The organism is Pseudogemmobacter humi (assembly GCF_900609055.1).
Classification (GTDB): domain Bacteria; phylum Pseudomonadota; class Alphaproteobacteria; order Rhodobacterales; family Rhodobacteraceae; genus Pseudogemmobacter; species Pseudogemmobacter humi.
Genome location: NZ_UXAW01000051.1, coordinates 86,324 through 112,744, shown reverse-complemented (window position 1 = coordinate 112,744; position 26,421 = coordinate 86,324). Strand labels below are relative to the sequence as shown.

Sequence of the window (26,421 nt, the reverse complement as noted above, 5' to 3'; positions counted from 1 at the left end):
GAATTGCGGTGGCGGGAAAGCGGCATGAGACCCCTCATCCGAGACGGGAGGCCGCCGAGGCCTCGCCCTTCAGCTTGCCGGCGTGCATCCCGATGATGCGGTCGACCTTGCCTTCCAGCAGCGCGACATTCTGCTCGGCGATGAACATGGCGCTGCCCTTGAGGTCGATCTTCAGCAGCGCCTCCATCACCGCGAGGCCGATCTTCGGCGCCAGCCCCAGCGAGGGCTCGTCCGCCAGATAAAGCCTTGCATCGGTCATCAGCCCCCGCCCGATCGAGACCATGCGCCGCTCGCCGCCGGAAAGACGGCCGACCGGCATCTTCATCAGCTTTCTGAGCGGCTCGAAGATGTCGAGGACGCGCTCCTTGCGTTCCTTGCGGGTGCGCCAGGCCTCGGGGGTGAAGGCGCCGCTGTCGAGATGTTCCTCGACCGTCAGCCCGTTGAAGATCTCATCGCCCTGCGGCATGATCGCGAGGCCCTGGCGCACGATCTGGTGCGTGTAGCGGCCCGGCCCCTGGCTGCGGGTGCGGCCGATCTGCTTTCCCGCCAGCTCGATCGAGCCGCGCTGCCAGCCGGTCAGCCCGGCGATGGCGTAGAAAAGCGTGGTCTTGCCATGGCCGTTCAGCCCGACGATGCCCACCCTTTCCCCGGCATGGATCACCAGATCAAGGTCGTGCAGGACACGCAAAGGCCCGTAGCCGGCCGAAAGGCCTTCCACTTTCAGTATCTCTGACATGTGTTCCTCTGGAATGGCCGCGTCTGCGGCGGCCGGTCAGTGGTTTTCGAAATAGGCTTCGCGCACGGCGGGGCTGTCGATCACCTCGGCCAGCTCGCCCTGGGCGATCACCACGCCCGCATCCATCACGATCACCCGGTCGGCGATGGATTCGAGCAATTCGATCCGGTGCTCGACGATCAGCACCGCGACATTCATCTCTTTCGAGAGCATCCGCATGATCTGGTCGATCTCGTCGATCTCGGCATTGATGAGCCCCGCCGCCGGTTCGTCCATCAGAAGGACCTTCGGCTCGCGCATCAGCAGGCACGACAACAGCAGCTTGCGCCGCTCGAAGGTCTTGAGCTGGGCGGTCGGCGTGTCATATGGCGTGGTGAAATTCACCAGCTTCGCGCCATATTCCGCGTCGAAACGTGTCAGATAAGGCCGGTAGGCCTGACGCGCGGCCTTGAAGGTCTCTCCGACCGTCAGTTGCTCGGGAACCAGCGGCGTCTGATAGGTCCGCCCGATCCCGAGGCGCGAGCGCTCGAACAGCGGCAGTCTGGTAACATCCCGCCCCTCGTAACGGATCGAGCCGGATTTCGGCTGGTAGCGCCCCGAAAGCATTTCCAGAAGGCTGGTCTTGCCGGCACCATTGGGGCCGATGATGCCCAGAACCTCACCGGCGCGCAGGTCGAAACTGATATCCGACAGAACCTCCCGCCCGCCCAGGTCGAGCGAGAGATTCCGGCAGGAGAACAGCATCTGTTCATCCCATGCTGTCATGTGACCGATGCCCCCTCAGCCCCACCACGGCGCGGGCCGCAGGCTGGATTCGGCAACCTCGTTCGGCCAGATGATCTTGTGCTCGCCGTCCTGGACCTGGACGAAAAGCTGCGCCATGCCCTCTTCCAGCACATCGGTCTGGTTGTCGAAGCCGTTATTGGGGTAGTGCAGCCCCTCCTGGAGGTTGTTGTTCATGTTCATCATGCCGCAGACGCCGCGATAGGGATTGGCGCGGATCCAGGCGCAGTTGGCGGCGAAATCCTCGGGATTGCCGGTCGCCTCCCAGGCAAGCTTCAGATATTGCACGATATCATAGCCGTTTCCGGTATAGACGAGGCCCATATTGCCCGCATATTCCGGGTAGCGGGCCAGATATTTCTGCCGGTAGGCCTGGCCCTTCTCATCGCCATAGATGCCAAGCACGGTGCTCCAGCAGAAGCCCTCGGCCGCGCGGCCCGCCAGTTCCAGAAATTCCGGCTGCGAGGGACCGTATTGCAGATAGACCAGCGAATCCGGCACCGGATTGGCGGCGAATTGCTTGCAGAAAGCGGAATATTCCGAGGCGACCCAGTGGTCGATCATGATCGCCGCCGCATCCACCTCTTTCAGGCGGCGGATCACCGGGCTCCAGTCATTGACCGGGAACTGGATGTCGGTGACTTCGGCCAGCTCGAAATCATAGTTCGGGATCGCCTCGCGCGCGGCCTTGAGGATGGTCTGGCAATAGGCGACCTGCTCGGCGACGATGTGGATCTTGCGGTTCTTCGGCTTCCAGACCCCGGTTTCCTCCATCTTTTTCAGCCAGAGCGGATAGGTCCAGCCGTAATTGACCTCGGACGGGTCGGTCTGGAAGACATGGGCGTATTTCTCGGGATTTTCGCGGTAAGCCTCGGTCGCCGCGCGCTGCGTATTGCCCTGGACATAGGGGCAGCGGTATTTTGCGGATTCGTCCATGGCCGGGATCGGCGCGAAGATGAACGAGTTCGAGATCGCATGGACCTTGCGGTCGATACAGGCTGCGATGGTCTGGCGCGCGCTTTCCGGCGACAGCTTGTCCACATCGGCCACGAAAATCTCAAGCTCGCGCCCGAGCACGCCGCCCGCGGCGTTGATCTCCTCGACCGCCAGCATGGTGCCGTTCACATGGTCGGTATCATCCGCCACGCCGTAAGGCGTCGACAGCGAGGCGGGCACCCCGATCAGGATCTTGTCGCTGCCGACCTGCGCAAGGGCGGGGGCGGCAAGATGGGTCGCGGCGGCGCCCAGCGACAGTTTCACCGCGGTGCGGCGGGTCATCCGCAGCCCGCCGGCGGCGGTGCGGAACGGAAGGTTCTTCATCTTTCACCTCTCCTTGTTGGTCGGCCTTTGGCCGTCTGATTTGATGCTTTACACATCTATATTTATCGTTTCATCTAGACGTATGATCATGATGACTTCCGTGTCAATGGAAGATTTCAACGGAAATGTGCGTCGATCTCCCCAACCACACATTCAGGAGGCCAAATTTGACCGAAATCCAGCAAGACGACCGGAAAGCCTCGTCTTATGCAGACTTCCTTCACCGAAAGCGTCTAGACATTGCAGCCATACGCAGATCCTGCGCCAGAGGTATCGCGCTCCGGGCGTGCTCCGGCTCATCGTCTAGCTGTCAGCGTTGCAACCTTTGCCAGGAACAACTAAACAGCCTTCAATATGGCACTTTGCCCGAGGTGCCGGTCAGATGAAGGATATCGCGCAAGATGAGCATGATGGATCGCGCCCCTGACCTCGGCTCGCCGCTGACGATTCTGATCGCGGACGACCATTGGGTGGTGCGGGAATCGCTGAAGCAGGTCGCTCAGGGGCTGGACAGCAATCTGCGCATAGAAGAGGCGGGCGGCTTCAACGAGGCCCTGGCGGTGTTGCAGGACAACCCCGATGTGGGGCTGCTGCTGATCGACCTGGTGATGCCGGGCTTTACCGAGATGGAAGGACTGCGGCTGATCCGCAGCAACTACCCGTCGATCCCGATCGTCATCGTCTCGGTGCATGAGGATCCGCATTACGTGCTGCGCGCGATCCAGCACGGGGTGATCGGCTATATCCCGAAATCATCGGGGCCAGAGGAGATTCAGCTCGCGCTGCAACGGGTGCTGGCGGGTGAAGTCGCCTTCCCGCGCAACCTGATCGCCCGCGGCTGGAGCGAACAGCCCCCGCCCGAGACCCCGCCCGCACCCGATGCGGCCCGTGCCGGTCTCAGCCGGCGCGAGAGCGAGATCCTTGTCCTGCTGGGCAGCGGCTGCTCGATCCAGGACATCGCCGGGCAACTGGAGATCAGCCGCCAGACGGTGCGGGTCCACCTGGGCAATGCCATGCGCAAGCTGGACCTTCGCACCCGCGAAGCCGCGATCCGCTATGCGGTCGAGAACGGCGAGGCGCTCGCCCAGATGCGCGACCGGGCATGAGCGCCGCCGCGGCCGGGCAATACGCTGCCGCGACGCTGGACAACCTTCGGCTTCCCGTCTCCTACTGGTCGGCCGATCTGAAACTTTTGTCCTGGAATCCGGCATTTGCCGAGCGGTTCAGCTGCTTCCCCGCCGGTATTCCCACCGGCATCACCCGCGACCGGTTCATCGACGCGGTGGAGCGCGCGGGCCTGCTGGTGCAGATCGAGACCCGGCCCGCCGAAACGGGCGAGGCCACCGATGCGCCCACGCTCTATTTCTCGGACGGCAGCATCTACCGCCTGGAAAGCTGGCAGGCGCCGGATGGCTGCCGGACCACCATTTGCCTCGACATCACCACGGCGCAGCGCAACGAGCGCGCGCTTCGCAAGGCCCGCGACGCCGCCACCGCCGCCGATCAGAGCAAGTCGCGGTTTCTGCGCGCCGCGAACCACGACCTGCGCCAGCCGCTCGCCGCGATGAAGATCCTGATCTACAGTTGCATCGGCGCCCGGGAAGAGGCCGAACGCCAGCAGGCCCTGCACGCGATGGAAGTCTCGGTCGCCATCATGGAGGATCTGCTCGGCGCGCTTCTGAACATCGGGCAGCTTGATGCAGGCCGCATCCATCCTTCGATCCAGACCTTCCAGATCTCGGCCATCCTGGAGCGGCTGCGCATCCAGTTCGACCACCAGGCCCGTGAAAAGGGGCTGGAACTGCGCATCATCCCCTCGACCGCGGCGGTGGTCAGCGACCGGGTGCTGCTGGAGCGCATCCTGTCCAATTTCGTCAGCAACGCGATCCGATACACCGAGGTGGGCCGGGTGGTGATCGGCTGCAAACAGGCCGGAGGGCAGTTGCAGGTCCATGTCATCGACACCGGCCCCGGCATCGCGCCCGAGTTCCGCGAAGAGATCTTCGAGGAATTCTTCCGCATCTCGAAACATCAGGACAAGCGCCGCCACAGCCTGGGCCTGGGTCTCAATATCTCGCGCCGGCTGGCCGACATCCTCGGCCATCGCATCATGTTGCGCAGCCTGCCGGGGCGGGGCTCGGATTTCGCCATCGAGATGCCGGTGGGCAATATCTGGCACAGCACCATCAGCGAACCCGAGATCAGCGAACAGATCGGCGGCGAGTTCGCCGGTCTCGCCTGCCTGCTGCTGGAGGACGACCCCCATGTGCGCGAGGCGCTGGCCGCGCTCTTGGAACGCTGGGGGATCACGGTGCTCAACCTTGTCGATCTGAGCGACATCCCCCGCAGTCTCGCCGCGCTGGACCGCGCGCCCGACATCATCGTCACCGACTACCGGCTGCACCGCGAATATCTGGGCACCGAAATCGTCAACGAGGTGAACGACATCCTGGAAAAGCCCTGCCCGGCGCTGGTGATCACCGCCGACACCGGGCCCGAACTGATCGCCGGCATCCGGGCCCAGGGCTATCCGGTGCTGATCAAGCCCGTCGGCCCGCCGGGGCTGCGGGTGGTGATGCACAATCTTCTTTTCGAGCCGGAGGCCGTTCCTGAACTGAACTGACCAAAGCCGCCGGGCAACGACCCCGCGGCCGCACATCGCAAAAAATCATAAAAGCCGGGGAGGCACGACGATGCGCACAGATCCGATCCGCATAGGCAGCATGGTTCCCCTGAGCGGAACCTCTGCCAGCGATGGCCGCGAATTCCGCAACGGCCTGATCATGGCCGCCGGAGAGATCAACGCCCGCGGCGGCATTCTCGGCCGCCGGATCGAGCCGGTCTTTGCCGATACCGGCAGTCAGACCGCCGAAGTGGTGGTGCGCGCCGCGCGCGGCCTGATCGCCACCCACGGCGTCAGCGCGATCATCAACGGCTACAACATCGGGCCACAGAATTCGGAATACGAACCTATCGCGGATGCCGGCATCATCTACATCCACCACAACACGCTCTTGCAGCATCACGACACGGTGGCCAGCGACCCAGAGCGCTATTTCGGCTGTTTCATGGGTGATCCGGCGGAATACTGGTATGGCCAGGGCTTCATCAAATTCATCTCCTGGTTGCGCGACACCGGGCGCTGGAAACCGAGGAACCGCCGCATCGCGGTGATCTCGGGGCCGAAGCCCTACAGCATCGTCATCGCCAATGCGATGGACGCCTGCGCCGCGCAGTTCGGCTGGACCCCGGCCTTTCCGCCGCGGATCATGCGCAGCCTCAAGACCGACTGGGGCGCCTTGCTCGACGAGGTGCGCGGCACCGATCCGGCGGTGCTGGCCTTCACCCATTTCCACGCCGGAGATCTGGCGAAATTCCATCTGGAATTCATGCGCCGGCCGCTGCCGGCGCTGCTCTATCTGCAATATGGCGCGCTGCATAAGTCGTTTTCCGAGATCGTCGGCCCGCAGGGGCGCGGCACCATCGTCGGCACCGTGATCGGCCTGTTGCGCGACGAGCCCGGGCGGCGCTTCACCGAGGCCTACAAGGCGCAGTTCGGCCCGCATTCCACCCCCGAGATCGGCTGCCAGCCCTATGTCGCGCTGCATCATTACGCCATCGCCGCGGCGGTGGCGGGCGGCGTGGGCGACCCGGGCGATTTCGCCGCCAACCGCCGGATCGCCGAAGTGCTTCTTCAGCTCCCCTATCGCAGCGTGGCGGGGATGATCCGCTATCATCCGAAATGGCAGGCGGCGGTGCCCTATCCCGATGCGACCAGCGATCCCTCGATGGGGCTGCCGCATCTGTTCTATCAGCTGCACGAACCCGAGGACGCGCCCGCACTGATCGCGCCCGAGCCCTTCGCCGACTCGGCTTTTGAATTGCCGCCCTGGCTGGCGCGGTAGCCGCAACGGGGCCGCGCATCGCCCTCCGGCCGGAGCGGCGAGGATCCGCGCTGCCTCACCGCGTCGTTGCAGGCGTCCCGGTTCGATATGCGGAAATCGCCATCGCTCAGGCCCGTGATCACGCCCGGTCTGACGATGGCCCCAGGCGCGGGAAATCCATGTAAAAAATAGCTTTCATCCTCTGATTGTTTCTGTTGAATATATCCGAAATATTGGATTTCTTGTCTTTTCCTCGCAGGAGCCATCGCATGTGTCAAATCTGCTTTGAGGCTGTCGCAGGCAGCGGTCTGATGCACTTCTGCCATTGCGGCAGCCCTGACACTCTGGCCGCCATGCGCCGCATCGAGGCGGATCTCTCGCGGCGTCAGATGCTGGGGGGCATGGCGGCGGTCATGGGAATGTTCGCAGGTTTTGGCCTCGCCCCGAAGGAGGGGCATGCGCAGGCGGCGGGCGCACCGCTTTTGCTGACCAATCTGAAATATTTCGACGGCAATACGCTCAGCCTGCACAGCGGCGTCGACATTCTGATCGAGGAGGGCCGTATCGCCGCGCTGCCGGCCGCAGGGCAAGGCCCGGCCGAGGCCGAGCGGATCGACTGCGGCGGGCGCACCGTCATTCCGGGCCTGATCGACAGCCACTGGCATACGACGCTGGCCTCGGTCAGCCAGCTGGCCGCCATGACCCAGGACATCGGTTTCGTGCATCTGATGGCGGGGAAAGAGGCGGGCGCCACCCTGATGCGCGGCTTTACCACCGTGCGCGATGTGGGCGGGCCAGCCTTCGGGTTGCATGCGGCGGTGGATCGCGGCGTGGTCGCCGGCCCGCGCATCTTCCCGGCGGGGGCGATCATCAGCCAGACCTCGGGCCATGGCGATTTCCGCTTTCAGAACGCGCTGCCGATGATGCCGGTCGATCAGGCCGATTACGCGACGAAGGCGGGGGTGTCGGCGCTGGCCGATGGCGTGCCCGAGGTGCTGCGCCGCGCGCGCGAGCAATTGATGAAGGGCGCAAGCCAGATCAAGATCGCCGCAGGCGGCGGTGTGGCCTCGCAATATGATCCGCTGGAATCGCTGCAATTCACCGAAGAGGAAATGCGCGCGGCGGTCAATGCCGCGACGGACTGGGGCACCTATGTCTGCGCCCATGTCTATACCTCGGCAGGGATTCAGCGCTGCATCAGGGCGGGCGTGAAGTCGATCGAACATGGCCAGCTTGCCGATGAGGATACCGTCCGCATGATGGCCGATCACGGCACCTGGTGGTCGATCCAGCCCTTCCTCGCCGATGAGGACGCCAATAAATACACCGACCCGAAGGCGGTGGCCGCGCAGAAAATGGTGGCCGAGGGCACGATGCGGGCCTTTGAATGGGCCGACAAGCACAAGGTCAACTGGTCCTTCGGCACCGATATTCTTTACGGCGGCGGCGAGACCCAGGCGAAACAACTGACCAAGCTCGCGCGCTTCATGTCGCCGCTGACGGCGCTGCACCGCGCCACCGGGGCGGCGGGCGATCTTCTGGCGATGTCGGGCGCGCGGGCGCCCTATGATGGCAGGCTGGGCGTGATCTCCGAGGGGGCCTTCGCCGATCTTCTGGTGATTGATGGCGATGCCGAGGCCGGGCTCGACTGGCTGGCCGACAGTGACAATCTGCGGGTGATCCTGAAAGGCGGCCGCATCTTCAAGAACAGCCTGTGAGGTGAGTGAAATGATCCGCAATCTGTCGGGTGCTGTGGCCATCGCTGTCCTGGGATCGCTTCCTGCACTGGCCGAAGACTGGTCAGGCCAGATCACCCCTTATATCTGGGCGACCGGCTTCGGCGGCGATATCACCCCCTTTACCGGCGCGCCGACGCTGTCCTTCGACAAGAGCTTTTCCGACGTCCTGGAGGACCTTGACGGCGCTTTCTTCCTCTCGGGCTATGCGCGGCAGGACCGGCTGGTCCTGATGGGCGATCTCAGCTGGTCGTCAAGCTCGAAATCCGGCCGGGTGCCGCCAGGCCTGCCCGCCGAGGGCAAGCTGACCCAACGCTCGCTGACGATGCTGATGGGCTGGCGCGCGGTGGAGAACCAGGGTTTCTCGCTGGACCTGCTGGGGGGCGCGCGGGCCTGGAGCATCAAAAGCAGCATTGCCGTTGCGGGCGGGCTGATTCATGCCTCGCCGGGCAAGAATTTCGTTGATCCGATCCTCGCGGCGCGGGCCAATATCGCGATGGGCCCACAATGGTCGGCGCTGGTCTATGCCGATTTCGGCGGCTTTGGCGTTGGCTCGGAAAGCACCAGCCAGGTTCTTGCCACGGTGAATTATGAGGTGAATGACAACCTGTGGTTGTCTTTTGGGTATCGTCAGTTGAATGTCGATTACCGCAGCGGCGGCACCGAGGTGGATGTCCGCATGGGCGGCCCGCTTATCGGCGCGACCTGGCGCTTTTGAGGAGAGAAAAAGATGATCAAATCCCTTACTCTTGCCCTTGCGCTGGCTGTCGCCGCCGCCCCGGTTGCCGACGCCTGCACCCGCGTCGTCTATCACGGCCCCGAAGGCCGCGTGCTGACCGCGCGCTCGATGGACTGGAGCATGCCGATGGTCTCCAATCTCTGGGTGATGCCGCGCGGCGTGACCCGCACGGGCGAGGCGGGCCCGCGCTCGCTGGAATGGACCTCGAAATATGGCAGCCTGATCGTCTCGGGCTATGACATCGCCACCGTCGACGGCATGAACGAGGCGGGTCTGGTCGCGAATATGCTCTGGCTGGTCAGCTCGGATTACCCGGAAGATGACGGCAAGACCCCGCGGATGTCGCTCGCCCTCTGGGCGCAGTATTTCATGGACAATTACGCGACCGTGGCCGAGGCGGTGGCCGATCTGGAAGCCAACCCCTTCCATGTGGCGACACGCGATGTGCCGATGCAGCCCGGCAAGCTGACCACGGTGCATCTGTCCCTGTCGGATACCAGCGGGGACAGCGCCATTCTGGAATGGATCAATGGCGAACTGGTGATCCATCACAGCCGCGACTTCAACGTCATGACCAATGACCCGCCCTATGATCAGCAGCTTGCGCTGGCCTCTTACTGGAAAGGCGTCAACCCGCGCGAGGTCTTGCCCGGCACCACCCGCGCGTCTGATCGTTTCGTGCGGGCGGGCACCTATATCGACATGGTCGTCCAGTCCGATGACCCGCGTGAGGCGGCGGCGGCGGCCTTCAGCGTGATCCGCAACGCCTCGGTCCCTTACGGCATTTCGACGCCCGATTCGCCGAACCTCTCGACCACGCGCTGGCGGGTGGTGGCGGATCAGAAGGACCGGCTGTTCTATGTGGAATCCGCGATCTCGCCGAATGTGTTCTGGGTCGATCTGAAGCAGCTGGACTTTGCCGCGGACAGCGGCGTACGCCTGCTGGATCTGGGCATGGATATGGGCAGCATCCTCTCGGGTGAGGTATCGGGCGCCTTTGTGCCGGCGGAACCCTTCCCGTTCGAGCCCGCCGACTGAGAGAGAAATCGCGATGACAAAGACCCTGATCCTGTTGCCGGCGCTGGCCCTGCTGGGCCCGGTGCTGGCGGCCTGTGTGACAACCGGACAGGATCAGCCTGTGCGTATCCTGCGCAGCACGGCAGATGGTGTCGTGCTGCATGGGCTGATCGATGCCACCCGCAGCAGCCCGCCCGCCCGCTACGACACGCTGGCACAAAGCGAATGCGCCCGGGCCGGCAAAAAAGCCGCTTTCATGGGCATGGAGCAGAGATCGACCTTCGGCTTCGATGTGACCTATCGTTGCATTGGACAGGCTGAGGCCGTCTGATCAGTCGTGTCCGCCCCCGGGTTTCATCCTCCCGCAAACATCAGGCGATCTCCTGCCCAGGGCACCCCTGGAACAAGGCCGCGAGATCGCCAGCATGGCCACGCGAACCGCGACAGGGGCGATCCGGCAGCGCCCATCCTGCGCGATGTATGAATGACTGCCTCCGGTGTTGTGATCCCATAGCCGCACTGCCGTCAGCCCGCTTTCCGCCGAGGCTGTGTGGAAACCCGGTCGGGGATGGCTGGGGAATGATACTTTTCCACAGGCCAGACGGCGGCCTCTCGTTCCGCTGCGATCTGCCTTGATCAGGATTCAGAGGAAGTCGTTCTTCGCAGGTTCTGCAAACCGGAGCTCTGGCACAACTTCGCCGCGCCTGTGTGAAAACCCCAACACATGCCTGGGGTTGGCAGGCCTCACATGGCGGGCTTCAGTCGGGATCAGACCGCTTTTCCCGAAGCGACCGGACGGCCAGGATCACGGAAGACACCCTGGCTCGTGCCGTGGATATTTTCATCGATGAAGCCAATCTGGCAGGGCTCGGTTTCCACCGCCAAACCGTCGCGCGGACTGGCCGTCGCGCCTAGCCTGCGGTGCTGCTGAAGCGTTCTTCCATGGCGACCTGAACCGGCCCCGAAGCGCCCTGACCGCAGGAGCGGATACGACGTCCCCCGAACACCCTCAGGCGGGATGGGGCGCCCCCCCGGCCCTCGCCGGACCGCAACCCCGGAGGTCTCCCGCATGAGCAGGGGCCTCAGGGCGTCTTCGGCGCTGCTGCCGAGCCCGCGACATTCGCCTGAGCCGTGCCAGAGCGGCGCGGCTCAGGCGAATGTCGCTGGCCGGGATCTGCCCGGGCTTCGGCTTTCCCCGCCCCTTCGGTGATTCCAGCCGGCAGCCGGTCCGGGATGGCGCCGCCCGGGCGGGCGCGGGCCTCACTCCGGCTGAAAGCCGCTGATCAGGTGATGCAGGCCGAAGACCGCGCCGACCGCGATGGCGGCCAGCGTCACCGGCCCCGACCAGGCCAGCGCGGCGAAGGCGGTGACGCCCTGCCCCACCGAGCAGCCCATGGCGATCACGCCGCCCATCCCCATCAGCGCGGCACCGCCGACCTGCCGGCCAAGCTCGCGCGGGTCCTCGCAGGCTTCCCATCTGAACAACCCGCGCAGGGTCGAGCCGATCAGCGCCCCCGCCATCACCCCCACCACCGAGCCGACCGAGAAGGTGATCCCGCCGGCGGTCGAGGTCATCAGGAAGATCAGCGTCCGCCCGACCGGGGCGGTGAAAGAGGGGCCTTCGACCGGAACGCCGCCGAGGCTCTGGTCGTAAAGCCAGCTGGTGCCCAGGAAGCACCAGGCCACCGCCAGCCCCGCGGCGGCGCCCCAGAGCACCATCCGCGGCCGCCGGCGCAAAGGCTCGTGCGAGAGGCCCCAGGCCAGCGCGCCGAAGCCGATCAGCGCCACCGTCGCCGCCGCCGGCAGGCCGAAGAGACCAAGTTGATGAACGATCCCCTGCGGCCCCGCGGCCTCGGGCTGGGGGAACAGCGCCACCCGCAGCGGCGCCAGCGGGCCGGAAAGCGCGATGAAGCCGGTGATGCCCATCACCACCACCACGACGAGCGAGCGAAGATCGCCGCCCCCGAACCGCACCAGCGCGCCGAAGCCGCAGTTTCCGGCCATCGCCATGCCATAACCGAAGATCAGTCCGCCGACGATCGAAGCCACCGGATTCCATTCGATATTGTGGTAAAAACTGCCCGAAAGGTCGACCAGCCCGGCCAGTGCCAGCCCCTGGGTCGCCAGAACCGCCACGCCGAGCACCACGCCCCAAAGCCGCAGCCGCCGCTGATCCTTGCCGTAGATCGCCGCTTCCAGCGCCCCGAGTGTGCAGAAATCGCCCAGCCGGGCCGCCAGCCCCAGAACCACGCCGCCGGTCAGACCGACGAGGGCCGCGAGCGCCCCGAATGGCAGCTCATCCATATCGCCTCTCTCCCTTGCGTCGTGGCAGCCTGCCCGGGCGCGCAGACTCCGCGCTCAGCAGGCAGGTCCATACAGCCTTTGCAGAACATGCAAAATGTCAACGACCTTCGGATCGAGCAAGGCGTAATAAATTGTCTGCCCCTCGCGACGGGCGGTCACCAGGCCCTCGTGGCGCAGCCGGGCCAACTGCTGGCTGACCACGGCCTGGCGCGACTCGAGCAGGTTTTCCAGCGCGGTCACGCTTTTGGGGCCGCCAAGCAGATGGCACAGGATCATCAGCCGCCCCTCATGGCCAAGCGCCTTGAGCAGCGTCGCGGCTTCGGTCGCCGCGCGCAGCAGGGAATCGAAATCCGCTTCCGGTTCCGGCCTGTCAGGGATGCTATCGATATTCCCCAATGGACATATCCTATTCATGCCGTTCCCTACATGCAGGCGAAACCGCCGTTCGGCAACCGAAACTCGTACCGGAACAGGAAACTGCGACAAAAAACCGGGGGAAACGGCGTGTCGGCTAAGGCGTGGCGCCGGCTTCGGCGATCATCCGCGACAGAAGCGGCCAGAAGAAATCCTCGCCCGGATAGCCCTCCAGCCGCGCGGTCTCGGCCCCGTCGGCCACCAGAACGAAGGTGGGGGTGAAGGTGACAGGGCGTTGAAGCGCCAGCCCCCCGGGCAGCGGCTCGCGCAATTGCAGCCGCCGCAGCGGCGCCGCCCGGCCTTCGTCGGTCAGCGGATATTGCGGTGCGACCTCGGCATTCCAGCGGGCACACCAGCCACAGCCCGGCTGTTCAAACATCAGAAGCTGCAATTCCCCCGCCGCCAGCGCCCTCCCCGGCACCAGCGCGGCCAGGAGGACGAGTGCCCGGACCGGGAACCGGGCAAGGGATTGACGGAAGAATTTTAACATATGAATATTCTAATATAAGAGGGTTCCCCGGGCAAGCCGCCCGAGGGACGGGGAGGAATGCAATGCCGGATATCACCTGGGGCGGGGCCGCGCTGGCGGGGCTCTTGTCCTTCCTGTCGCCCTGCATCCTGCCGATGGTGCCGTTCTACCTGTCCTATATGGCCGGTGTCTCGGTAAGCGAATTGCGGGAGGGCGGCGCCGGGCAGGCCGGGTTTGCGCCTGGCGCACGCAGGCGGATGGCGTTGCGCGCGCTGGCCTTCGCGCTCGGGGTGACGACGATCTTCCTGCTGCTCGGCCTCGGGGCGACGGCGATGGGCCGGGCCTTCGCGCAATGGAAAGGGATGCTGTCCTGGGCAGCCGCGGCGGTGCTGATCCTGTTCGGGCTGCATTTCCTCGGCATCTTGCGGATCGGCCTGTTCTACCGCGAGGCCCGCGTGCAGAGCGCCGCGAAACCCACCAGCGCACTGGGCGCCTATATCATGGGGCTGGCTTTCGGCTTCGGCTGGACGCCCTGCGTCGGCCCGGCGCTGGCGGCGATCCTGATGGTGGCCTCGGGCATGGGCGAGCTGTGGCGCGGCGGGCTTCTCCTGGTGATCTACGGTCTGGCGATGACCCTGCCCTTCGTGCTGGCCGCGCTTTTCGCCGGGCCGTTCCTGGCCTGGGTCGCACGCCACCGCGCGCTGATGGGGCATGTGGAAAAGGCCATGGGGGCGATGCTGATCGTCTTCGGCCTGCTGATCGCCACCGATTCCGTGAACCTGATCGCCGAATGGATGATCCGGCATTTCGACTGGTCCGCCACGCTCAGATAAGAGGAGCCTCAGATGAAACCGCTTCGGCTGCTTGCCGCCCTGTTGCTGATCGCCGCCCCTGCCGCCGCCGAGATCGGCGACGACGGGCTGCACAAGCCCGCCTGGCTGCGCGAAACTTTCAGGGATCTGCGCGAGGATCTGGCCGAAGCGAATGGCGAGGGCAGGCGCCTGCTGATTCTCGTCGAGCAACGGGGCTGCATCTACTGCCGGAAGATGCATGAAGAGGTCTTCCCCGATCCGCAGATCGACGCGCTTTTGCGTGAAAACTACTTCGTGGTGCAGATGAATCTGTTCGGCGATGTCGAAGTGACCGATTTTGACGGCACCGCGCTGCCCGAGAAGGAGATGGCGGCCCGCTGGGGGGTGATGTTCACGCCGACGATGATCTTCCTGCCCGAAGAGGTGCCCGAAGGGGCAACGGCGGCCGAGGCGGCGGTGGCGCAGATGCCCGGCGCCTTCGGCAAGGGCACCACCCGCGCTCTGCTGACCTGGGTGCGCGACCACGGCTATGAGAACGGCGAGCATTTCCAGAAATTCCTTGCCGGTCAGGTGAATCCTGCCGATTGAAGAACCCTGTCGCGCAATAGAAGATATAAATATTCAGATATTGCTATATTAATATTGTCAGAGCTCTGCCCGGGCGGTTATCCTGTCGCAAGGGAGAGCACAGGGAGGACAGCATGAACAGCCATCTGTGGCGAGTGTCTGCGATGGTAACGGTCATCGCAACGCCCGCCATCTGTGAAACGGCGCCGAAAGACGTGAGCTTCGCCGAAGGTGCGGTAGAGGCCTCGCTGACCGGCGTGCCGGGTGATCCGGCGAACGGCGTCAAGGTGATGACCACCAACGCCCTGGGAAATTGCGTGGCCTGCCATCAGATCGGCGCGCTGCCGGATGTCGAATTTCCCGGCACCATCGCGCCGCCGCTCGACGGGGCGGGCGACCGCTGGTCCGAGGCCGAGCTGCGCGGCATCGTCGCCAATGCGAAGATGACCTTCGAGGGCACGTTCATGCCGGCCTTCTACAAGGTCGACGGCTTCGTCCGCCCCGGCGACGGCTTCACCGGCAAGGCCGGAACCGAGCCGCTGGCCCCGATCCTGAACGCCCAGCAGATCGAGGATGTCGTCGCCTTCCTCGTGACGCTGAAGGAATGACGACCCGGATACATATCCGGCCCCGGCTGCGCCCCGCGCCCGGCCCCGAAACCAGGAGGAACGATATGACCCTTTCACGACGCGATGCACTCTGGCTCGGCTTCGGCGGCGTTGCCGCCGCCGTCCTGCCCGGCACCGCAGCGTTTGCCGCCACCGTAGACGAGCTGACCGCGGCCTTCACCGGCGGAGCCACCCCGGGCGAGGGCGGGCTGACGCTGACCGCTCCCGAGATCGCCGAGAACGGCAATACCGTGCCGGTCGAGGTTTCGGCCCCCGGCGCGGTGGCGATCATGCTGCTGGCGGCAGGCAACCCCGAGCCTGCGGTGGCCACCTTCACCTTCGGCCCCGCCGCCGCCGCACAGCGTGCCGCCACCCGCATCCGTCTCGCGCAGACCCAGGACGTGATCGCGCTGGCCAGGATGGGCGACGGTTCGGTCATCCGGGCGCAAACCACCGTCAAGGTCACCATCGGCGGCTGCGGCGGCTGAGAACAGGAACAGGAGAACAGAGATGGCAGACGATGCAAAGCCGCGCGTGAAGGTTCCGAAATCGGCCAAAGCCGGCGAGGTGGTGACGATCAAGGCGCTGATCTCGCACAAGATGGAATCGGGTCAGCGCAAGGACGCCGAGGGCAAACTGATCCCGCGCTCGATCATCAACCGCTTCACCTGCGATCTGAACGGGGCGAACGTGGTGGATGTGGCCATCGACCCGGCGGTCTCGACCAACCCCTATTTCGAATTCGACGCCAGGGTGGATGCGGCGGGCGAATTCAAGTTCACCTGGTATGATGACGACGGCTCCGTCTACGAAGACGTGAAGCCGATCGAAGTCGCCTGAGCCCCGCATCCGTCCAGGGAGGAGACGCGGATGGCGCGCTTTACCAAGACCATGAAATCTCTGGCCGCAACGGCCCTCGGCCTCGCCCTCGCGGGTGCGGCCCTCGCCGGTCCGGCAGAGGACGAGCTGGTCATCGAGACCGATGACGGCCCGGTCCGGATCGTGACCAAAACCGCGGCGCCCGCCTTTCTGGCGGACACGTTCGACACGATCTATTCCGGCTGGCTGTTCCGCGACGACACCACCCGCGATATGGAGCGCGACGATTTCGACAACCCGGCCATGGTGTTCGTCGACCGCGGGATGGATGCCTGGAACGCCGCCATGGGGGCGAACGGCGAAAGCTGCGCGGGCTGCCACCAGGGGCCCGAGTCGATGGCCGGCCTGCGCGCCGTTCTGCCGCGGGTGGATGCGGAAAGCGGCAAGCTGATGATCCTTGAGGATTACATCAACGCCTGCGTGACCGGGCGCATGGGGCTGGAGAAATGGGGCACCACCTCGGACGACATGAAGGACATGCTCTCGCTGATCTCGCTGCAATCGCGCGGGATGCCGGTGAATGTGGCGATCGACGGCCCCGCCGCCCATTTCTGGGAGCAGGGCAAGGAGATCTACTACACCCGCTACGGCCAGCTTGAGATGTCCTGCGCCAATTGCCACGAGGACAATTACGGCAACATGATCCGGGCCGACCATCTGTCGCAGGGCCAGGTCAACGGCTTCCCGACCTATCGCCTGAAGGATGCCGGCATGGTCAGCGCGCAGCAGCGTTTCGTCGGCTGCGTCCGCGACACCCGCGCCGAGACCTTCAAGGCCGGCTCGGACGAGTTCAGGGCGCTGGAGCTTTACGTCGCCTCGCGCGGCAACGGCCTGACGGTCGAGGGCGTCTCGGTCCGGCACTGATCCTTGCGGCCGCCGGAGCGCCCGGCGGCCGTCTTCCTTTCCATCCGACGGGGCAATCGCCCGACGCGCCCCGGCGCGGCGGCGTGGTTTTGCCCGAAACCTACAGGAGTGACCGGGGATGATCACCCGCCGTGAGTTCTTTCAGGCCGCCATGGCCGCCTCGGCGCTTTACGGCGCTTCGGGCTTCGGCAGATGGTCGCGGCTGGCGGCGCAGCAGGCCCTGACCCAGGATCAGTTGTTGCAGTTCGACGATTTCGGCAATGTGACGCTGATCCATGTCACCGACATCCATGCCCAGTTGAAGCCGGTCTGGTTCCGCGAACCCGAGATCAATATCGGCGTGGGCGAGGCCAGGGGCCAGGTGCCCCATGTCACCGGCACCGAATTCCAGCAGATGTTCGGCATCAGCCCCGGCTCGCCCGAGGCCTATGCGCTGACCAGCCCCGATTTCGAGGCCCTGGCCCGGACCTATGGCAAGATGGGCGGCATGGACCGGGTGGCGACGGTGGTGAAGTCGATCCGCGCCGCCCGGCCCGAGTCGATCCTGCTCGATGGCGGCGACACCTGGCACGGCTCGATGACCTCGTTCCTGACCAAAGGGCAGGATATGGTGAACGTGATGAACGCGCTCGGCGTCGACGCCATGACCAGCCACTGGGAATGGACCTACGGCACCGACCGGGTGAAAGAGATCGTCGACACGCAACTGAAGTTCCCCTTCCTCGGCGCCAATATCTTCGACGCCGAATGGGACGAGCCCGCCTTCGAGCCCTACCAGATCTTCGAGCGCGCCGGTCAGCGCATCGGCGTGATCGGCCAGGCCTTCCCCTATATGCCGATCGCCAATCCGCGCTGGATGTTCCCGGAATACTCTTTCGGCATCCGCGAGGAACGGATGCAGGCGGTGGTGGACGAACTGCGCGCCGAGGGCGTCGATCTGGTGGTCGTGCTGTCGCATAACGGCTTCGATGTCGACAAGAAGATGGGCGGCCGGGTCCGGGGCATCGACGTGATCCTGTCGGGCCATACCCATGACGCCGTGCCCGAGCCGATCCTGATCGGCGAGACCATCCTGATCGCCACCGGATCGAACGGCAAATTCGTCAGCCGCGTCGATCTGGATGTGCGCGACGGCAAGATGATGGGCTTCCGCCACAAGCTGATCCCGGTCTTCTCGGACGTGATCGCGCCCGACCCGGATATGGCCGCCCTGATCGACGCCGAACGCGCACCGTTCCAGGAGCAGCTGGAGGAGAAGGTCGGCACCACCGAAAGCCTGCTCTACCGCCGCGGCAATTTCAACGGCACCTGGGACGACCTGATCTGCGACGCCATCCGGCAGGAGCGCGACGCCCAGATCGCGCTGTCGCCCGGCGTCCGCTGGGGCACCACGCTGCTGCCGGGCGAGGCGATCACCCGGGAGGACATCCACAACGTCACCTCGATGACCTACGGCGCCTGCTACCGCAGCGAAATGACCGGCGGGATGCTGCGGACGATTCTGGAAGACGTGGCCGACAACATCTTCAACACCGACCCCTATTACCAGCAGGGCGGCGACATGGTGCGGGTGGGCGGGCTCGCCTGGGAAATCGACGTGTCGAAGCCGATGGGCAGCCGCATCGGCGCCATGGCGCTGGCCGATACCGGCGAAGAGATCGACCCCGCGAAATCCTACACGGTCGCAGGCTGGGCCTCGGTCAACGAGGGCACCGAAGGCCCGCAGATCTGGGATGTGGTGGAAACCCACATCCGCAAGACCGGCACCGTCCGGCTGGAACCCAACACCTCGGTCACCGTGACCGGCCTCTGAACCAAGGGAGAGTTCGCCCATGACTGACGAACCCGAAACCGGCCCCTCGCGCCGCGGTTTCCTGCGCCAGACCGCGCTGGCCGGCGCAGGCCTGGTGGCCGGAGCCACCGCCGCCCGCGCCGATACGCCCGACCCGCTGATCACCGAAGTGCAGCCCTGGGCCACCGAATTCGGCGATGCGGTGGACGCCCATGCCTATGGGATGCCCATCCGCTTCGAATCGCATGTGCGGCGGCAATATGTGGAATGGCTGACCGAAAGCCCGGTCAGCTCGATCAACTTCACGCCGATCCATGCGCTGGAAGGCACGATCACGCCCCAGGGCTGCGCTTTCGAGCGGCACCATTCCGGGGCGATCGAGCTGTCGAAACAGGACTACCGGCTGATGATCAACGGGCTGGTGGAACGCCCGCTGGTCTTCACCTTCGAGGACCTCCTGCGCTTCCCCCGCGCCACCACCACCGCCTTCTGCGAATGCGCGGCGAACGGCGGCATGGAATGGGGCGGCGCGCAGCTGGAGGGCTGCCAGTATACCCAGGGCATGATCCACAACATGGAATATGTCGGCGTCCCCCTGCGCGTGCTGCTGGAAGAGGCCGGCGTGAAGCCCGAGGGCAAATGGCTTTACGCCGAAGGGGCCGACGCTTCCTCCAACGGCCGCTCGATGCCGATGGAAAAGGCGATGGACGACGTGATGCTGGCCTTCTTCGCCAATGGCGAGGCTTTGCGCAAGGAACACGGCTACCCGGCCCGGCTGGTGGTTCCCGGCTGGGAAGGCAACATGTGGGTGAAATGGGTCCGCCGCCTCGGCGTTTACGACCAGGCGGTCGAAAGCCGCGAAGAGACCTCGAAATACACCGATCTGATGCCCGATGGCCGCGCCCGGAAATGGACCTGGGTGATGGATGCGAAATCCGTCATCACCTCGCCCAGCCCGCAGGTGCCGATCCGCCACGGCAAGGGGCCGCTGGTGATCTCGGGCCTCGCCTGGAGCGGCAACGGCGCCGTGACCCGGGTGGACGTGTCGCTGGACGGCGGCAGGAACTGGACGCCCGCGCGCATCACCGGCGAGGCGCGGGCCAAGGCGCTGACCCGCTTCCATCTGGATATCGACTGGGACGGATCCGAGATGTTCCTGCAATCGCGCGCGGTGGACGAGACCGGCTATGTCCAGCCCACCAAGGACGCGCTGCGCGAAATCCGCGGCCGCAACAACGTCTATCACAACAATGCCATCCAGACCTGGTGGGTCAGGGCCGACGGGGAGGTCGAGAATGTCGAGATCGCTTAAGCTGCTGGCGCTCGCGCTGATCGTCCCGGCCTTCGTCGCCCCCGCCCTGGCCGAGCCCCTGGGGCTGGGGCGCCCCGCCCTGCCCGACGAGATCGCCGCCTGGGACGTGGCGGTGCTGCCCGATGGCCAGGGCCTGCGCCCCGGCTCCGGCGATGTGGCGACGGGGGATGAGATCTTTGCCGGGCACTGCGCCTCCTGCCATGGGGATTTCGCCGAAGGGCTGGACAGCTGGCCGGTGCTGGCAGGGGGCGACGGCAGCCTGACCGATCCGCGCCCGGTCAAGACCATCGGCAGTTACTGGCCCCATCTTTCCACCGTCTACGACTACATCCACCGCTCGATGCCTTTCGGCGCGGCGCAGACGATGAGCGTGGACGACACTTACGCCATCACCGCTTTCCTTCTGTATTCCAACGGCCTGGTGGATGAGGACTTCGTGCTGACGCACGAGAATTTCACCGAAGTGGTGTTGCCGAACGCCGATGGCTTCTATCCCGACGACCGGCCGGAAACCGAATATCCGCTGTTCTCGGGCGAGCCCTGCATGACGGATTGCCTGTCCCCGGCGCAGATCACCAGGCGCGCGGTCGAGCTGAACGTGACGCCCGAGGACCCGGACGGCCGCCCGGCGGGCTCGATGCCCCACATCTCGCCCGGCGCCGCGCTCGTCCCCGCCGCCGCGCCCGCCGAAGAGGCCGCCCCGGCGCAGGAGGCTGCGGCCGAGGAGGCTGCTGCAGAGGCCCCTGCCGAAACCCCGACCGCATCCGCCGATCCGGCGCTGCTGGCCGAGGGCGAGAAGCTGTTCAGGAAATGCGCCGCCTGCCACAAGGTCGGCGAAGGCGCGAAGAACGCCACCGGCCCGCAGATGAACGGCATCGTCGGCCGGGCGGCGGGCACGGTGGACGGGTTCAAATACTCCAAGGCGCTGATGGATATGGCCGCGGAGGGTCTGGTCTGGGACGACGCCAGCCTGCACGCCTTCCTGACCGATCCGAAGAAGTTCATGAAAGGCACCAAGATGTCGTTCGCCGGACTGAAGAAGGAGGAGGAGCGCACCGCGATCATCGCCTGGCTGGCGACCTTCGCGGAATAGAGGTCATGGCGGCCCGCCGCGCCTTCCTCGCGCTGATCCTCGCCGTGGCGGGCGCTTCCGCCGCGGCCGAGGAGATCGGCGACGCCGTCCGGGGCGAGGGTCTGTTCCAGCGCCAGTGCCTCGCCTGCCACAAGGTCGGCCCCACCGCGAAGAACGGCGTCGGCCCCCGCCTGAACGGCATCTTCGGGCGCAGGGCCGGGGGGCTGGCCGATTTCAAATACTCGAAATCCATGGCGCGCATGGGCACCGACGGGCTGGTCTGGACGCTGGAAACCCTTGATGCCTATATCGAAAACCCCAAGGCGCTGGTTTCTGGCACCCGGATGAACTATCGCGGCATGGCCGACGGGCAGGCCCGCGCCGACCTGCTGGCCTTCCTGCGCGAATGGTCCGACCGGCCGCAGAACATCCCCGAGGCCGAGCCGACCGCGCGGCGCAGCACCCACGACCTGGATCCGGCGATCCTCGCGATCAGGGGCGATCCGGCTTACGGCGAATATCTCGCCTCGGAATGCCAGACCTGCCATCGCCGCGACGGCGCGGACGAGGGCATCCCTTCGATCACCAACTGGCCCGAGGCGGATTTTGTCGTGGCCATGCATGGCTACAAACGCGGGCTGCGGCCGCATCCGGTGATGCAGATGATGGCCGGGCGGCTGTCAGACGACGAGATCGCGGCGCTGGCGGCTTATTTCGCCACGCTCGAATGACCGCCGGGGAGCCCGGCCAATCAGGGGAGGAAACGCGCATGATCCTGAACAGACGGCATTTCATCGGAACCGGCCTTGTTGCCGGAGGCCTGCTCGCGGCGCCCATGGTTCTGGGGCAGGCGAAACCGAAGGTGGTGGTGATCGGCGGCGGCGCGGGCGGCGCCACGGCGGCGCGCTATCTGGCCAGGGACGGCGCGGGCGCGCTTGATGTGACGCTGGTCGAGGCCAACCCGGTCTATACGACCTGCTTCTTCTCGAACCTCTACATCGGCGGCTTCCGCGATTTCGAGAGCCTGCAACATGGCTATGACAAGGTGACGGCGGGCGGGGTGACGGTGATCACCGATACCGCCACCGCCGTGGACCCCGCGGCGCGGACGGTGACGCTGGCCGGCGGGCAGGTGCTGGACTACGACCGGCTGATCCTCTCGCCCGGAATCGACTTCAGAGAGGGCTCGGTCCCCGGCTGGTCGCTGGCCGATGCCGAAGTGATGCCGCATGCCTGGAAGGCCGGGCCGCAGACCCGGCTCTTGAAGAGCATGGTCGAGGCGATGCCCGAAGGCGGCACCTTCGCCATGGTGGCGCCCCCCAACCCCTACCGCTGCCCGCCCGGCCCCTACGAACGGATCAGCATGGTGGCGCATCTGCTGAAGCAGACAAACCCGACCGCCAAGATCCTGATCCTCGACCCCAAGGACAAATACTCCAAACAGGCCCTGTTCGAGGAAGGCTGGGGCAAGCATTACGACGGAATGATCGACTGGATCGGGCCGGAATTCGGCGGCGGCGCCGTCGAGGTGCGCCCCGATACGATGGAAGTGGTGATCGAGGGCGAGGCGCAGAAGGTCGATTGCTGCAATGTCATTCCGGGCCAGATGGCAGGGCAGATCGCCGCCATCGCCGGGGTCACGGACGAGACCGGCTGGGCGCCGGTCGATCCCGGCAGCATGAAGGCGAAGCTGGACGAGAACATCTTCGTCCTCGGCGATTCCTCGGCCCAGGGCGACATGCCGAAATCCGCCTTCTCGGCCAACAGCCAGGCCAAGGTGGCGGCGATGGCGATCCGGGGCGAACTGACCGGATCGAAAGTGTTCCCGGCGAAATACTCCAACACCTGCTGGTCGCTGATCGCGCCCGAGGACGGGGTGAAGGTCGGTGCCAGCTACGAGCCGACGGCGGAAAAGATCGCCAGCGTCGCCAGCTTCATCTCGGACACCGGCGAGGATGCGGCCTTGCGCAAGGCGACCTACGAGGAAAGCCTCGGCTGGTACAGCGGCATCACCGCCGACATCTTCGGCTGAAGGGGACGGATGCGATGAAACTGAGCCGCCGCCATTTCCTTGCCGGGGCCTGCGCCCTGACCCTGCCCGCCCCGCGGGTCTGGGCCGCCAGCACCCTGACCTTCGGCCCGCTGCGGATCGACAGCCTGTCCGACGGGCATCTGGTCCTGCCGCTGGAGTTCGGCCTTGCCGGTCTGCCCGAGGCAGAGCTTTCGGCGCTGGTCGCCCGGCACGGACTGGCGGCGGACGGCCTGACCCCGCCCTGCAACCTGACGCTCTTGCGCGACGGCACCCATACGGTGCTGTTCGACGTGGGCGCGGGGCCGGATTTCATGCCCTCCGCCGGGAAACTGGCCGAGGCGCTGGACCTGCTGGGCGTTGCGCCCGAAGAGGTGACGCATGTGCTGATCACCCACGGCCACCCCGATCACCTCTGGGGCCTTCTGGACGAATTCGACGAGCCGGTCTTCACCGAAGCCGAATACATGATCGGGCGGGCGGAATTCGACTACTGGATGGACCCGGCCACGGTGGAAACCATCGGCGAAGAGCGCGCCAGTTTCGCCGTGGGCGCCGCGCGGCGGCTGGAGGTGATCGCCGGTGCCGTCCGCAAGCTGGAGGATGGCGAGGCGGCGCTGCCCGGCATCACCGCCCGGCTGACCCCGGGCCATACCCCCGGCCATATGGCGTTCGGGATCGCCGGCCCCGGGGGCGCGGTGATGGTGGCGGGCGACGCCATCGGCAACCACCACATCGCTTTCGAGCAGCCGGACTGGCCCTCGCCTTCGGATCAGGATCCGGCGCTCGCCGCCGCCACCCGCGTGGCGCTGATGGAAGAGTTTGCCGCCAGCGGGATGCCCTTCATCGGCTATCACCTGCCCGAAGGCGGCATCGGCCGCGTCGAAAAGGCCGGTTCCGCCTATCGTTTCGTCGGGAGTATCTGATGCGCCGCCTTGCCCTGTGCCTTCTGGCCGGACCCGCTTTCGCTTCGGAGGATATCCCGGATCAGTATCCGCAATCGGTGCTTTACGCGAAGCCGGTCGAGGTGATCCCGCATGTCTTCTCGGCCATCGGCGCCACCGCGCCGCCGACCTATGAGAACGCGGGCCACAACAACAACCTCAGCTTCGTCGTCACCGGCGATGGCGTGGTGGTGGTCAATTCCGGCGCCTCATGGCAGCTGGCCGAGGCGCTGCACGCCGAAATCCGCGCGGTCACCGATCAGCCGGTCAGGCTGGTGATCAACGAGAACGGCCAGGGCCATTCCATGCTGGGCAACGGCTATTGGGCGGCGCAGGGCGTGCCGATCCTCGCCCATGAGGAGGCCGCGGCCGATTTCGCCGACCATGCGCCGCAGGATCTGACGAACCTGCGGAGCTACGCCCGCGACCGCGCCGAGGGCACCGTCATCGCTCCTCCGACCGAGACCTTCACCGACCGCAAGCAGGTCGAAATGGGCGGCCTCACCATCGAGGTCCTGCATCTCGGCCCGGCCCACAGCCCCGGCGACACCCAGGTCTGGATCCCCGAATGGTCGATGATGATCGCGGGCGACATCGCCTTCCACGAACGGATGCCGCCGATCTTCGAGGGCACCTGCACCGCCTGCTGGATCGAAACCTGGGACACTGCGCTGGTCCCGCTGGCGCCGACCTATGTCATCCCAGGCCACGGCCATCCGACCAACCTCGCGCAGGTGCAGCGCTATACCCGCGACTACCTGCTGGACCTGCGCGAAAAGATCGGCGCGCATATCGAGGCGGGCGGCGATCTGGGCGGCGCCTATTACGTCGACCAGTCGCAATGGTCGCATCTCGACACGTTCGAGGAACTGGCGACCAGGAACGCCGGTGTGGTCTTCGCCGAGATGGAGTTCGAATAGCTTACCCGGCCTCGCCGGGCCCGACCGTCTCCATGGGATGACCGGGCCCGGCAGGACCAGATGCCTAGCGGAAAATTCTCCGCGAATGGGGGGCTTTCCCGCGTTTCACCGCATACTCGGGCGGTTGCGGTATGAACTGCGATGAACACGCGGGGCGAACGCATTTTGCCCCCTGAATACGGGGTTTTCGTTGTAATCCCCGATCAGGCCACCGAGCAGTCCGAAACAGTCTGCGCGTCCGGCAACGGCGTCACCCGGACGCAATCGTGCTTCAAAAATCTGCCGCATCATCCGCTTGCGCAATGGCCCCTCCCCGACAATATGCCCGGGGAACGAGCGACCTGGAACACTCAGCCCCGCTCCGGTGCGATGGCGATGCCCTGCCCCACGCCGACGCACATCGTCGACAACGACCGCCGCCCGCCGGTTTCGCGCAGTTCCAGCGCGGCGGTGCCGGTGCTGCGCGCGCCGCTCATACCCAGCGGATGGCCGAGCGCGATGGCCCCGCCGTTGCGGTTCACGCGCGGATCGTCGTCGGCCACACCAGGCTGGCGCAGCGTGGCGATGCCCTGCACCACTTCACCAGCCTGGGCTTGCCGTCCTTCGTTAAATGATCGGTGATCACCGCTTCGCGCCATGCACCAGATCCATCGCGCCCCTCACGGCGGGCACGCCCTTCGGCCCGGTGGACCAGTTCGTCAGATCGCCGGTCTCGGCCACCTCGCAGGCGCCGGGGATCGCGACATCCGGATGCCCGCCGCGCATCATGGCGAAACTGTCGGCGCGGTGGAAAAAGGCGGTGCCGGGCCTGATCGTCACCGCCTTCTTGCCGGTGTTGATCAGACCCCGGTCCTCCGCCCCCGGCGCGGGAGCCTCGCCGAAGCCGGGGATGCCGTTCCCGGTGTGGAAGATCGCCTCACGTCCGGGCGGCTGGAACCGCGCCACCATCTCGGGAAAACCGATCCCGAGGTTGACACAGGCGCCTTCGGCAATGTCCTGCGCGGCGCGCCATGCCATCTGCCTGGGGGTCAGTTTCATGCGGAAACCTCCGGGCAGACGGCTCTGGCGCGGTTCAGGTCTTCCTCCTGCGCCGGGTTTCGCACCTCGACCACGCCCTGCGCGAAGATGCCGGGGTCCCCGCCACGGCGGCGGCGAGGTCGGAAAGCCTCTTGTCCATCGGTGAATGTCCCTCCGGGGCGGGTCTCCCCGCGCGGGCCGGA

Annotated in this window: 26 protein-coding genes and 2 pseudogenes; 20 read left to right on the top strand and 8 right to left on the bottom strand. The window is 65.8% G+C overall.

The genetic code is table 11. The annotated features are described in order from the left end of the window. Positions 1-34: 34 nt before the first annotated feature. Genes XINFAN_RS06810 through XINFAN_RS06800 form a run of 3 tightly spaced genes read right to left on the bottom strand, consistent with a single transcriptional unit; the run spans position 35 to position 2,839 of the window. The gene (locus tag XINFAN_RS06810) at positions 35-736 is read right to left on the bottom strand and encodes an ABC transporter ATP-binding protein (protein WP_124085734.1); all 702 of its coding nucleotides are present in this window, start codon (positions 734-736) and stop codon (positions 35-37) included. Between the two features lie 36 nt (positions 737-772). Continuing rightward, positions 773-1,501: an ABC transporter ATP-binding protein gene (locus XINFAN_RS06805; RefSeq protein ID WP_124085733.1), complete on the bottom strand. Its 729-nt coding sequence runs from the start codon at positions 1,499-1,501 to the stop codon at positions 773-775. 15 nt (positions 1,502-1,516) lie between these two features. After that, positions 1,517-2,839: an ABC transporter substrate-binding protein gene (locus tag XINFAN_RS06800; protein WP_233352152.1), complete on the bottom strand. Its 1,323-nt coding sequence runs from the start codon at positions 2,837-2,839 to the stop codon at positions 1,517-1,519. A 401-nt stretch (positions 2,840-3,240) separates the two neighbouring features. On the opposite strand from XINFAN_RS06800, the gene XINFAN_RS06795 reads away from it, so the two are divergent. From XINFAN_RS06795 to XINFAN_RS06765, 7 genes are all read left to right on the top strand, one after another. Beyond that, positions 3,241-3,945 (top strand): response regulator transcription factor, encoded by a 705-nt coding sequence (locus tag XINFAN_RS06795; protein WP_233352151.1) that lies wholly within the window; start codon positions 3,241-3,243, stop codon positions 3,943-3,945. Then, the gene (locus tag XINFAN_RS06790; protein ID WP_124085732.1) at positions 3,942-5,462 is read left to right on the top strand and encodes a hybrid sensor histidine kinase/response regulator; all 1,521 of its coding nucleotides are present in this window, start codon (positions 3,942-3,944) and stop codon (positions 5,460-5,462) included. Before XINFAN_RS06795 ends, XINFAN_RS06790 begins: the two co-directional genes overlap by 4 nt. A 70-nt stretch (positions 5,463-5,532) precedes the next feature. After that, a complete protein-coding gene (locus XINFAN_RS06785) occupies positions 5,533-6,744 on the top strand; it encodes an ABC transporter substrate-binding protein (RefSeq protein ID WP_124085731.1) in 1,212 nt (403 codons plus the stop codon). Positions 6,745-6,992: 248 nt separating this feature from the next. Next, positions 6,993-8,441, top strand: coding sequence for a metal-dependent hydrolase family protein (locus XINFAN_RS06780; protein ID WP_124085730.1), 1,449 nt, complete (start codon positions 6,993-6,995; stop codon positions 8,439-8,441). Positions 8,442-8,451: 10 nt separating this feature from the next. Continuing rightward, complete coding sequence (locus XINFAN_RS06775) at positions 8,452-9,177, top strand: hypothetical protein (RefSeq protein ID WP_124085729.1); 726 nt, start codon at positions 8,452-8,454, stop codon at positions 9,175-9,177. A 12-nt stretch (positions 9,178-9,189) separates the two neighbouring features. Next, positions 9,190-10,236 (top strand): linear amide C-N hydrolase, encoded by a 1,047-nt coding sequence (locus XINFAN_RS06770; protein ID WP_124085728.1) that lies wholly within the window; start codon positions 9,190-9,192, stop codon positions 10,234-10,236. A gap of 13 nt (positions 10,237-10,249) precedes the next feature. Continuing rightward, positions 10,250-10,546: a hypothetical protein gene (locus XINFAN_RS06765; RefSeq protein WP_124085727.1), complete on the top strand. Its 297-nt coding sequence runs from the start codon at positions 10,250-10,252 to the stop codon at positions 10,544-10,546. 929 nt (positions 10,547-11,475) lie between these two features. Here the strand turns inward: XINFAN_RS06765 and XINFAN_RS06760 are convergent. The 3 genes from XINFAN_RS06760 to XINFAN_RS06750 form a co-directional block, all read right to left on the bottom strand. After that, on the bottom strand, positions 11,476-12,519 hold the full coding sequence (locus tag XINFAN_RS06760; protein ID WP_124085726.1) for a YeeE/YedE family protein: 1,044 nt from the start codon (positions 12,517-12,519) through the stop codon (positions 11,476-11,478). Positions 12,520-12,573: 54 nt separating this feature from the next. Then, the gene (locus tag XINFAN_RS06755) at positions 12,574-12,915 is read right to left on the bottom strand and encodes an ArsR/SmtB family transcription factor (RefSeq protein WP_233352150.1); all 342 of its coding nucleotides are present in this window, start codon (positions 12,913-12,915) and stop codon (positions 12,574-12,576) included. Between the two features lie 115 nt (positions 12,916-13,030). Further along, the gene (locus XINFAN_RS06750) at positions 13,031-13,423 is read right to left on the bottom strand and encodes a thioredoxin fold domain-containing protein (protein WP_124085724.1); all 393 of its coding nucleotides are present in this window, start codon (positions 13,421-13,423) and stop codon (positions 13,031-13,033) included. A gap of 62 nt (positions 13,424-13,485) precedes the next feature. On the opposite strand from XINFAN_RS06750, the gene XINFAN_RS06745 reads away from it, so the two are divergent. From XINFAN_RS06745 to XINFAN_RS06685, 13 genes are all read left to right on the top strand, one after another. Continuing rightward, positions 13,486-14,235: a cytochrome c biogenesis CcdA family protein gene (locus XINFAN_RS06745; protein WP_124085723.1), complete on the top strand. Its 750-nt coding sequence runs from the start codon at positions 13,486-13,488 to the stop codon at positions 14,233-14,235. A gap of 12 nt (positions 14,236-14,247) precedes the next feature. After that, complete coding sequence (locus XINFAN_RS06740) at positions 14,248-14,802, top strand: SoxW family protein (protein ID WP_124085722.1); 555 nt, start codon at positions 14,248-14,250, stop codon at positions 14,800-14,802. Between the two features lie 143 nt (positions 14,803-14,945). Next, positions 14,946-15,389: a sulfur oxidation c-type cytochrome SoxX gene (soxX, locus tag XINFAN_RS06735; protein ID WP_233352164.1), complete on the top strand. Its 444-nt coding sequence runs from the start codon at positions 14,946-14,948 to the stop codon at positions 15,387-15,389. A gap of 65 nt (positions 15,390-15,454) precedes the next feature. Further along, on the top strand, positions 15,455-15,877 hold the full coding sequence (gene soxY / locus XINFAN_RS06730; RefSeq protein ID WP_124085720.1) for a thiosulfate oxidation carrier protein SoxY: 423 nt from the start codon (positions 15,455-15,457) through the stop codon (positions 15,875-15,877). Positions 15,878-15,899: 22 nt separating this feature from the next. Further along, positions 15,900-16,229: a thiosulfate oxidation carrier complex protein SoxZ gene (soxZ, locus tag XINFAN_RS06725; protein ID WP_124085719.1), complete on the top strand. Its 330-nt coding sequence runs from the start codon at positions 15,900-15,902 to the stop codon at positions 16,227-16,229. Between the two features lie 30 nt (positions 16,230-16,259). Next, positions 16,260-17,132, top strand: coding sequence for a sulfur oxidation c-type cytochrome SoxA (gene soxA / locus XINFAN_RS06720; protein WP_124085718.1), 873 nt, complete (start codon positions 16,260-16,262; stop codon positions 17,130-17,132). Positions 17,133-17,250: 118 nt separating this feature from the next. Then, positions 17,251-18,945, top strand: coding sequence for a thiosulfohydrolase SoxB (gene soxB, locus XINFAN_RS06715; RefSeq protein ID WP_124085717.1), 1,695 nt, complete (start codon positions 17,251-17,253; stop codon positions 18,943-18,945). 19 nt (positions 18,946-18,964) lie between these two features. Continuing rightward, positions 18,965-20,236, top strand: coding sequence for a sulfite dehydrogenase (gene soxC, locus XINFAN_RS06710; protein ID WP_124085716.1), 1,272 nt, complete (start codon positions 18,965-18,967; stop codon positions 20,234-20,236). Then, on the top strand, positions 20,220-21,329 hold the full coding sequence (locus XINFAN_RS06705; RefSeq protein ID WP_124085715.1) for a c-type cytochrome: 1,110 nt from the start codon (positions 20,220-20,222) through the stop codon (positions 21,327-21,329). The genes soxC and XINFAN_RS06705 overlap by 17 nt, the downstream gene beginning before the upstream one ends. Before the next feature lie 5 nt (positions 21,330-21,334). Next, entirely contained in the window at positions 21,335-22,039 is a 705-nt protein-coding gene (locus XINFAN_RS06700; RefSeq protein ID WP_124085714.1) for a c-type cytochrome, read from the top strand. A 38-nt stretch (positions 22,040-22,077) separates the two neighbouring features. Beyond that, positions 22,078-23,340, top strand: coding sequence for an NAD(P)/FAD-dependent oxidoreductase (locus XINFAN_RS06695; RefSeq protein WP_124085713.1), 1,263 nt, complete (start codon positions 22,078-22,080; stop codon positions 23,338-23,340). Positions 23,341-23,354: 14 nt separating this feature from the next. After that, entirely contained in the window at positions 23,355-24,263 is a 909-nt protein-coding gene (locus tag XINFAN_RS06690; protein ID WP_124085712.1) for an MBL fold metallo-hydrolase, read from the top strand. After that, positions 24,263-25,201, top strand: coding sequence for an MBL fold metallo-hydrolase (locus XINFAN_RS06685; RefSeq protein WP_124085711.1), 939 nt, complete (start codon positions 24,263-24,265; stop codon positions 25,199-25,201). The genes XINFAN_RS06690 and XINFAN_RS06685 overlap by 1 nt, the downstream gene beginning before the upstream one ends. A 350-nt stretch (positions 25,202-25,551) precedes the next feature. On the opposite strand, the pseudogene XINFAN_RS06680 reads toward XINFAN_RS06685, so the two are convergent. After that, positions 25,552-25,773: pseudogene (locus XINFAN_RS06680) on the bottom strand (3-oxoadipyl-CoA thiolase); the annotation flags it as partial. Further along, positions 25,773-26,239 (bottom strand): annotated as a pseudogene (locus tag XINFAN_RS06675) (CoA-transferase); the annotation flags it as partial. The pseudogenes XINFAN_RS06675 and XINFAN_RS06680, both read right to left, overlap by 1 nt. Positions 26,240-26,421 lie beyond the last annotated feature (182 nt).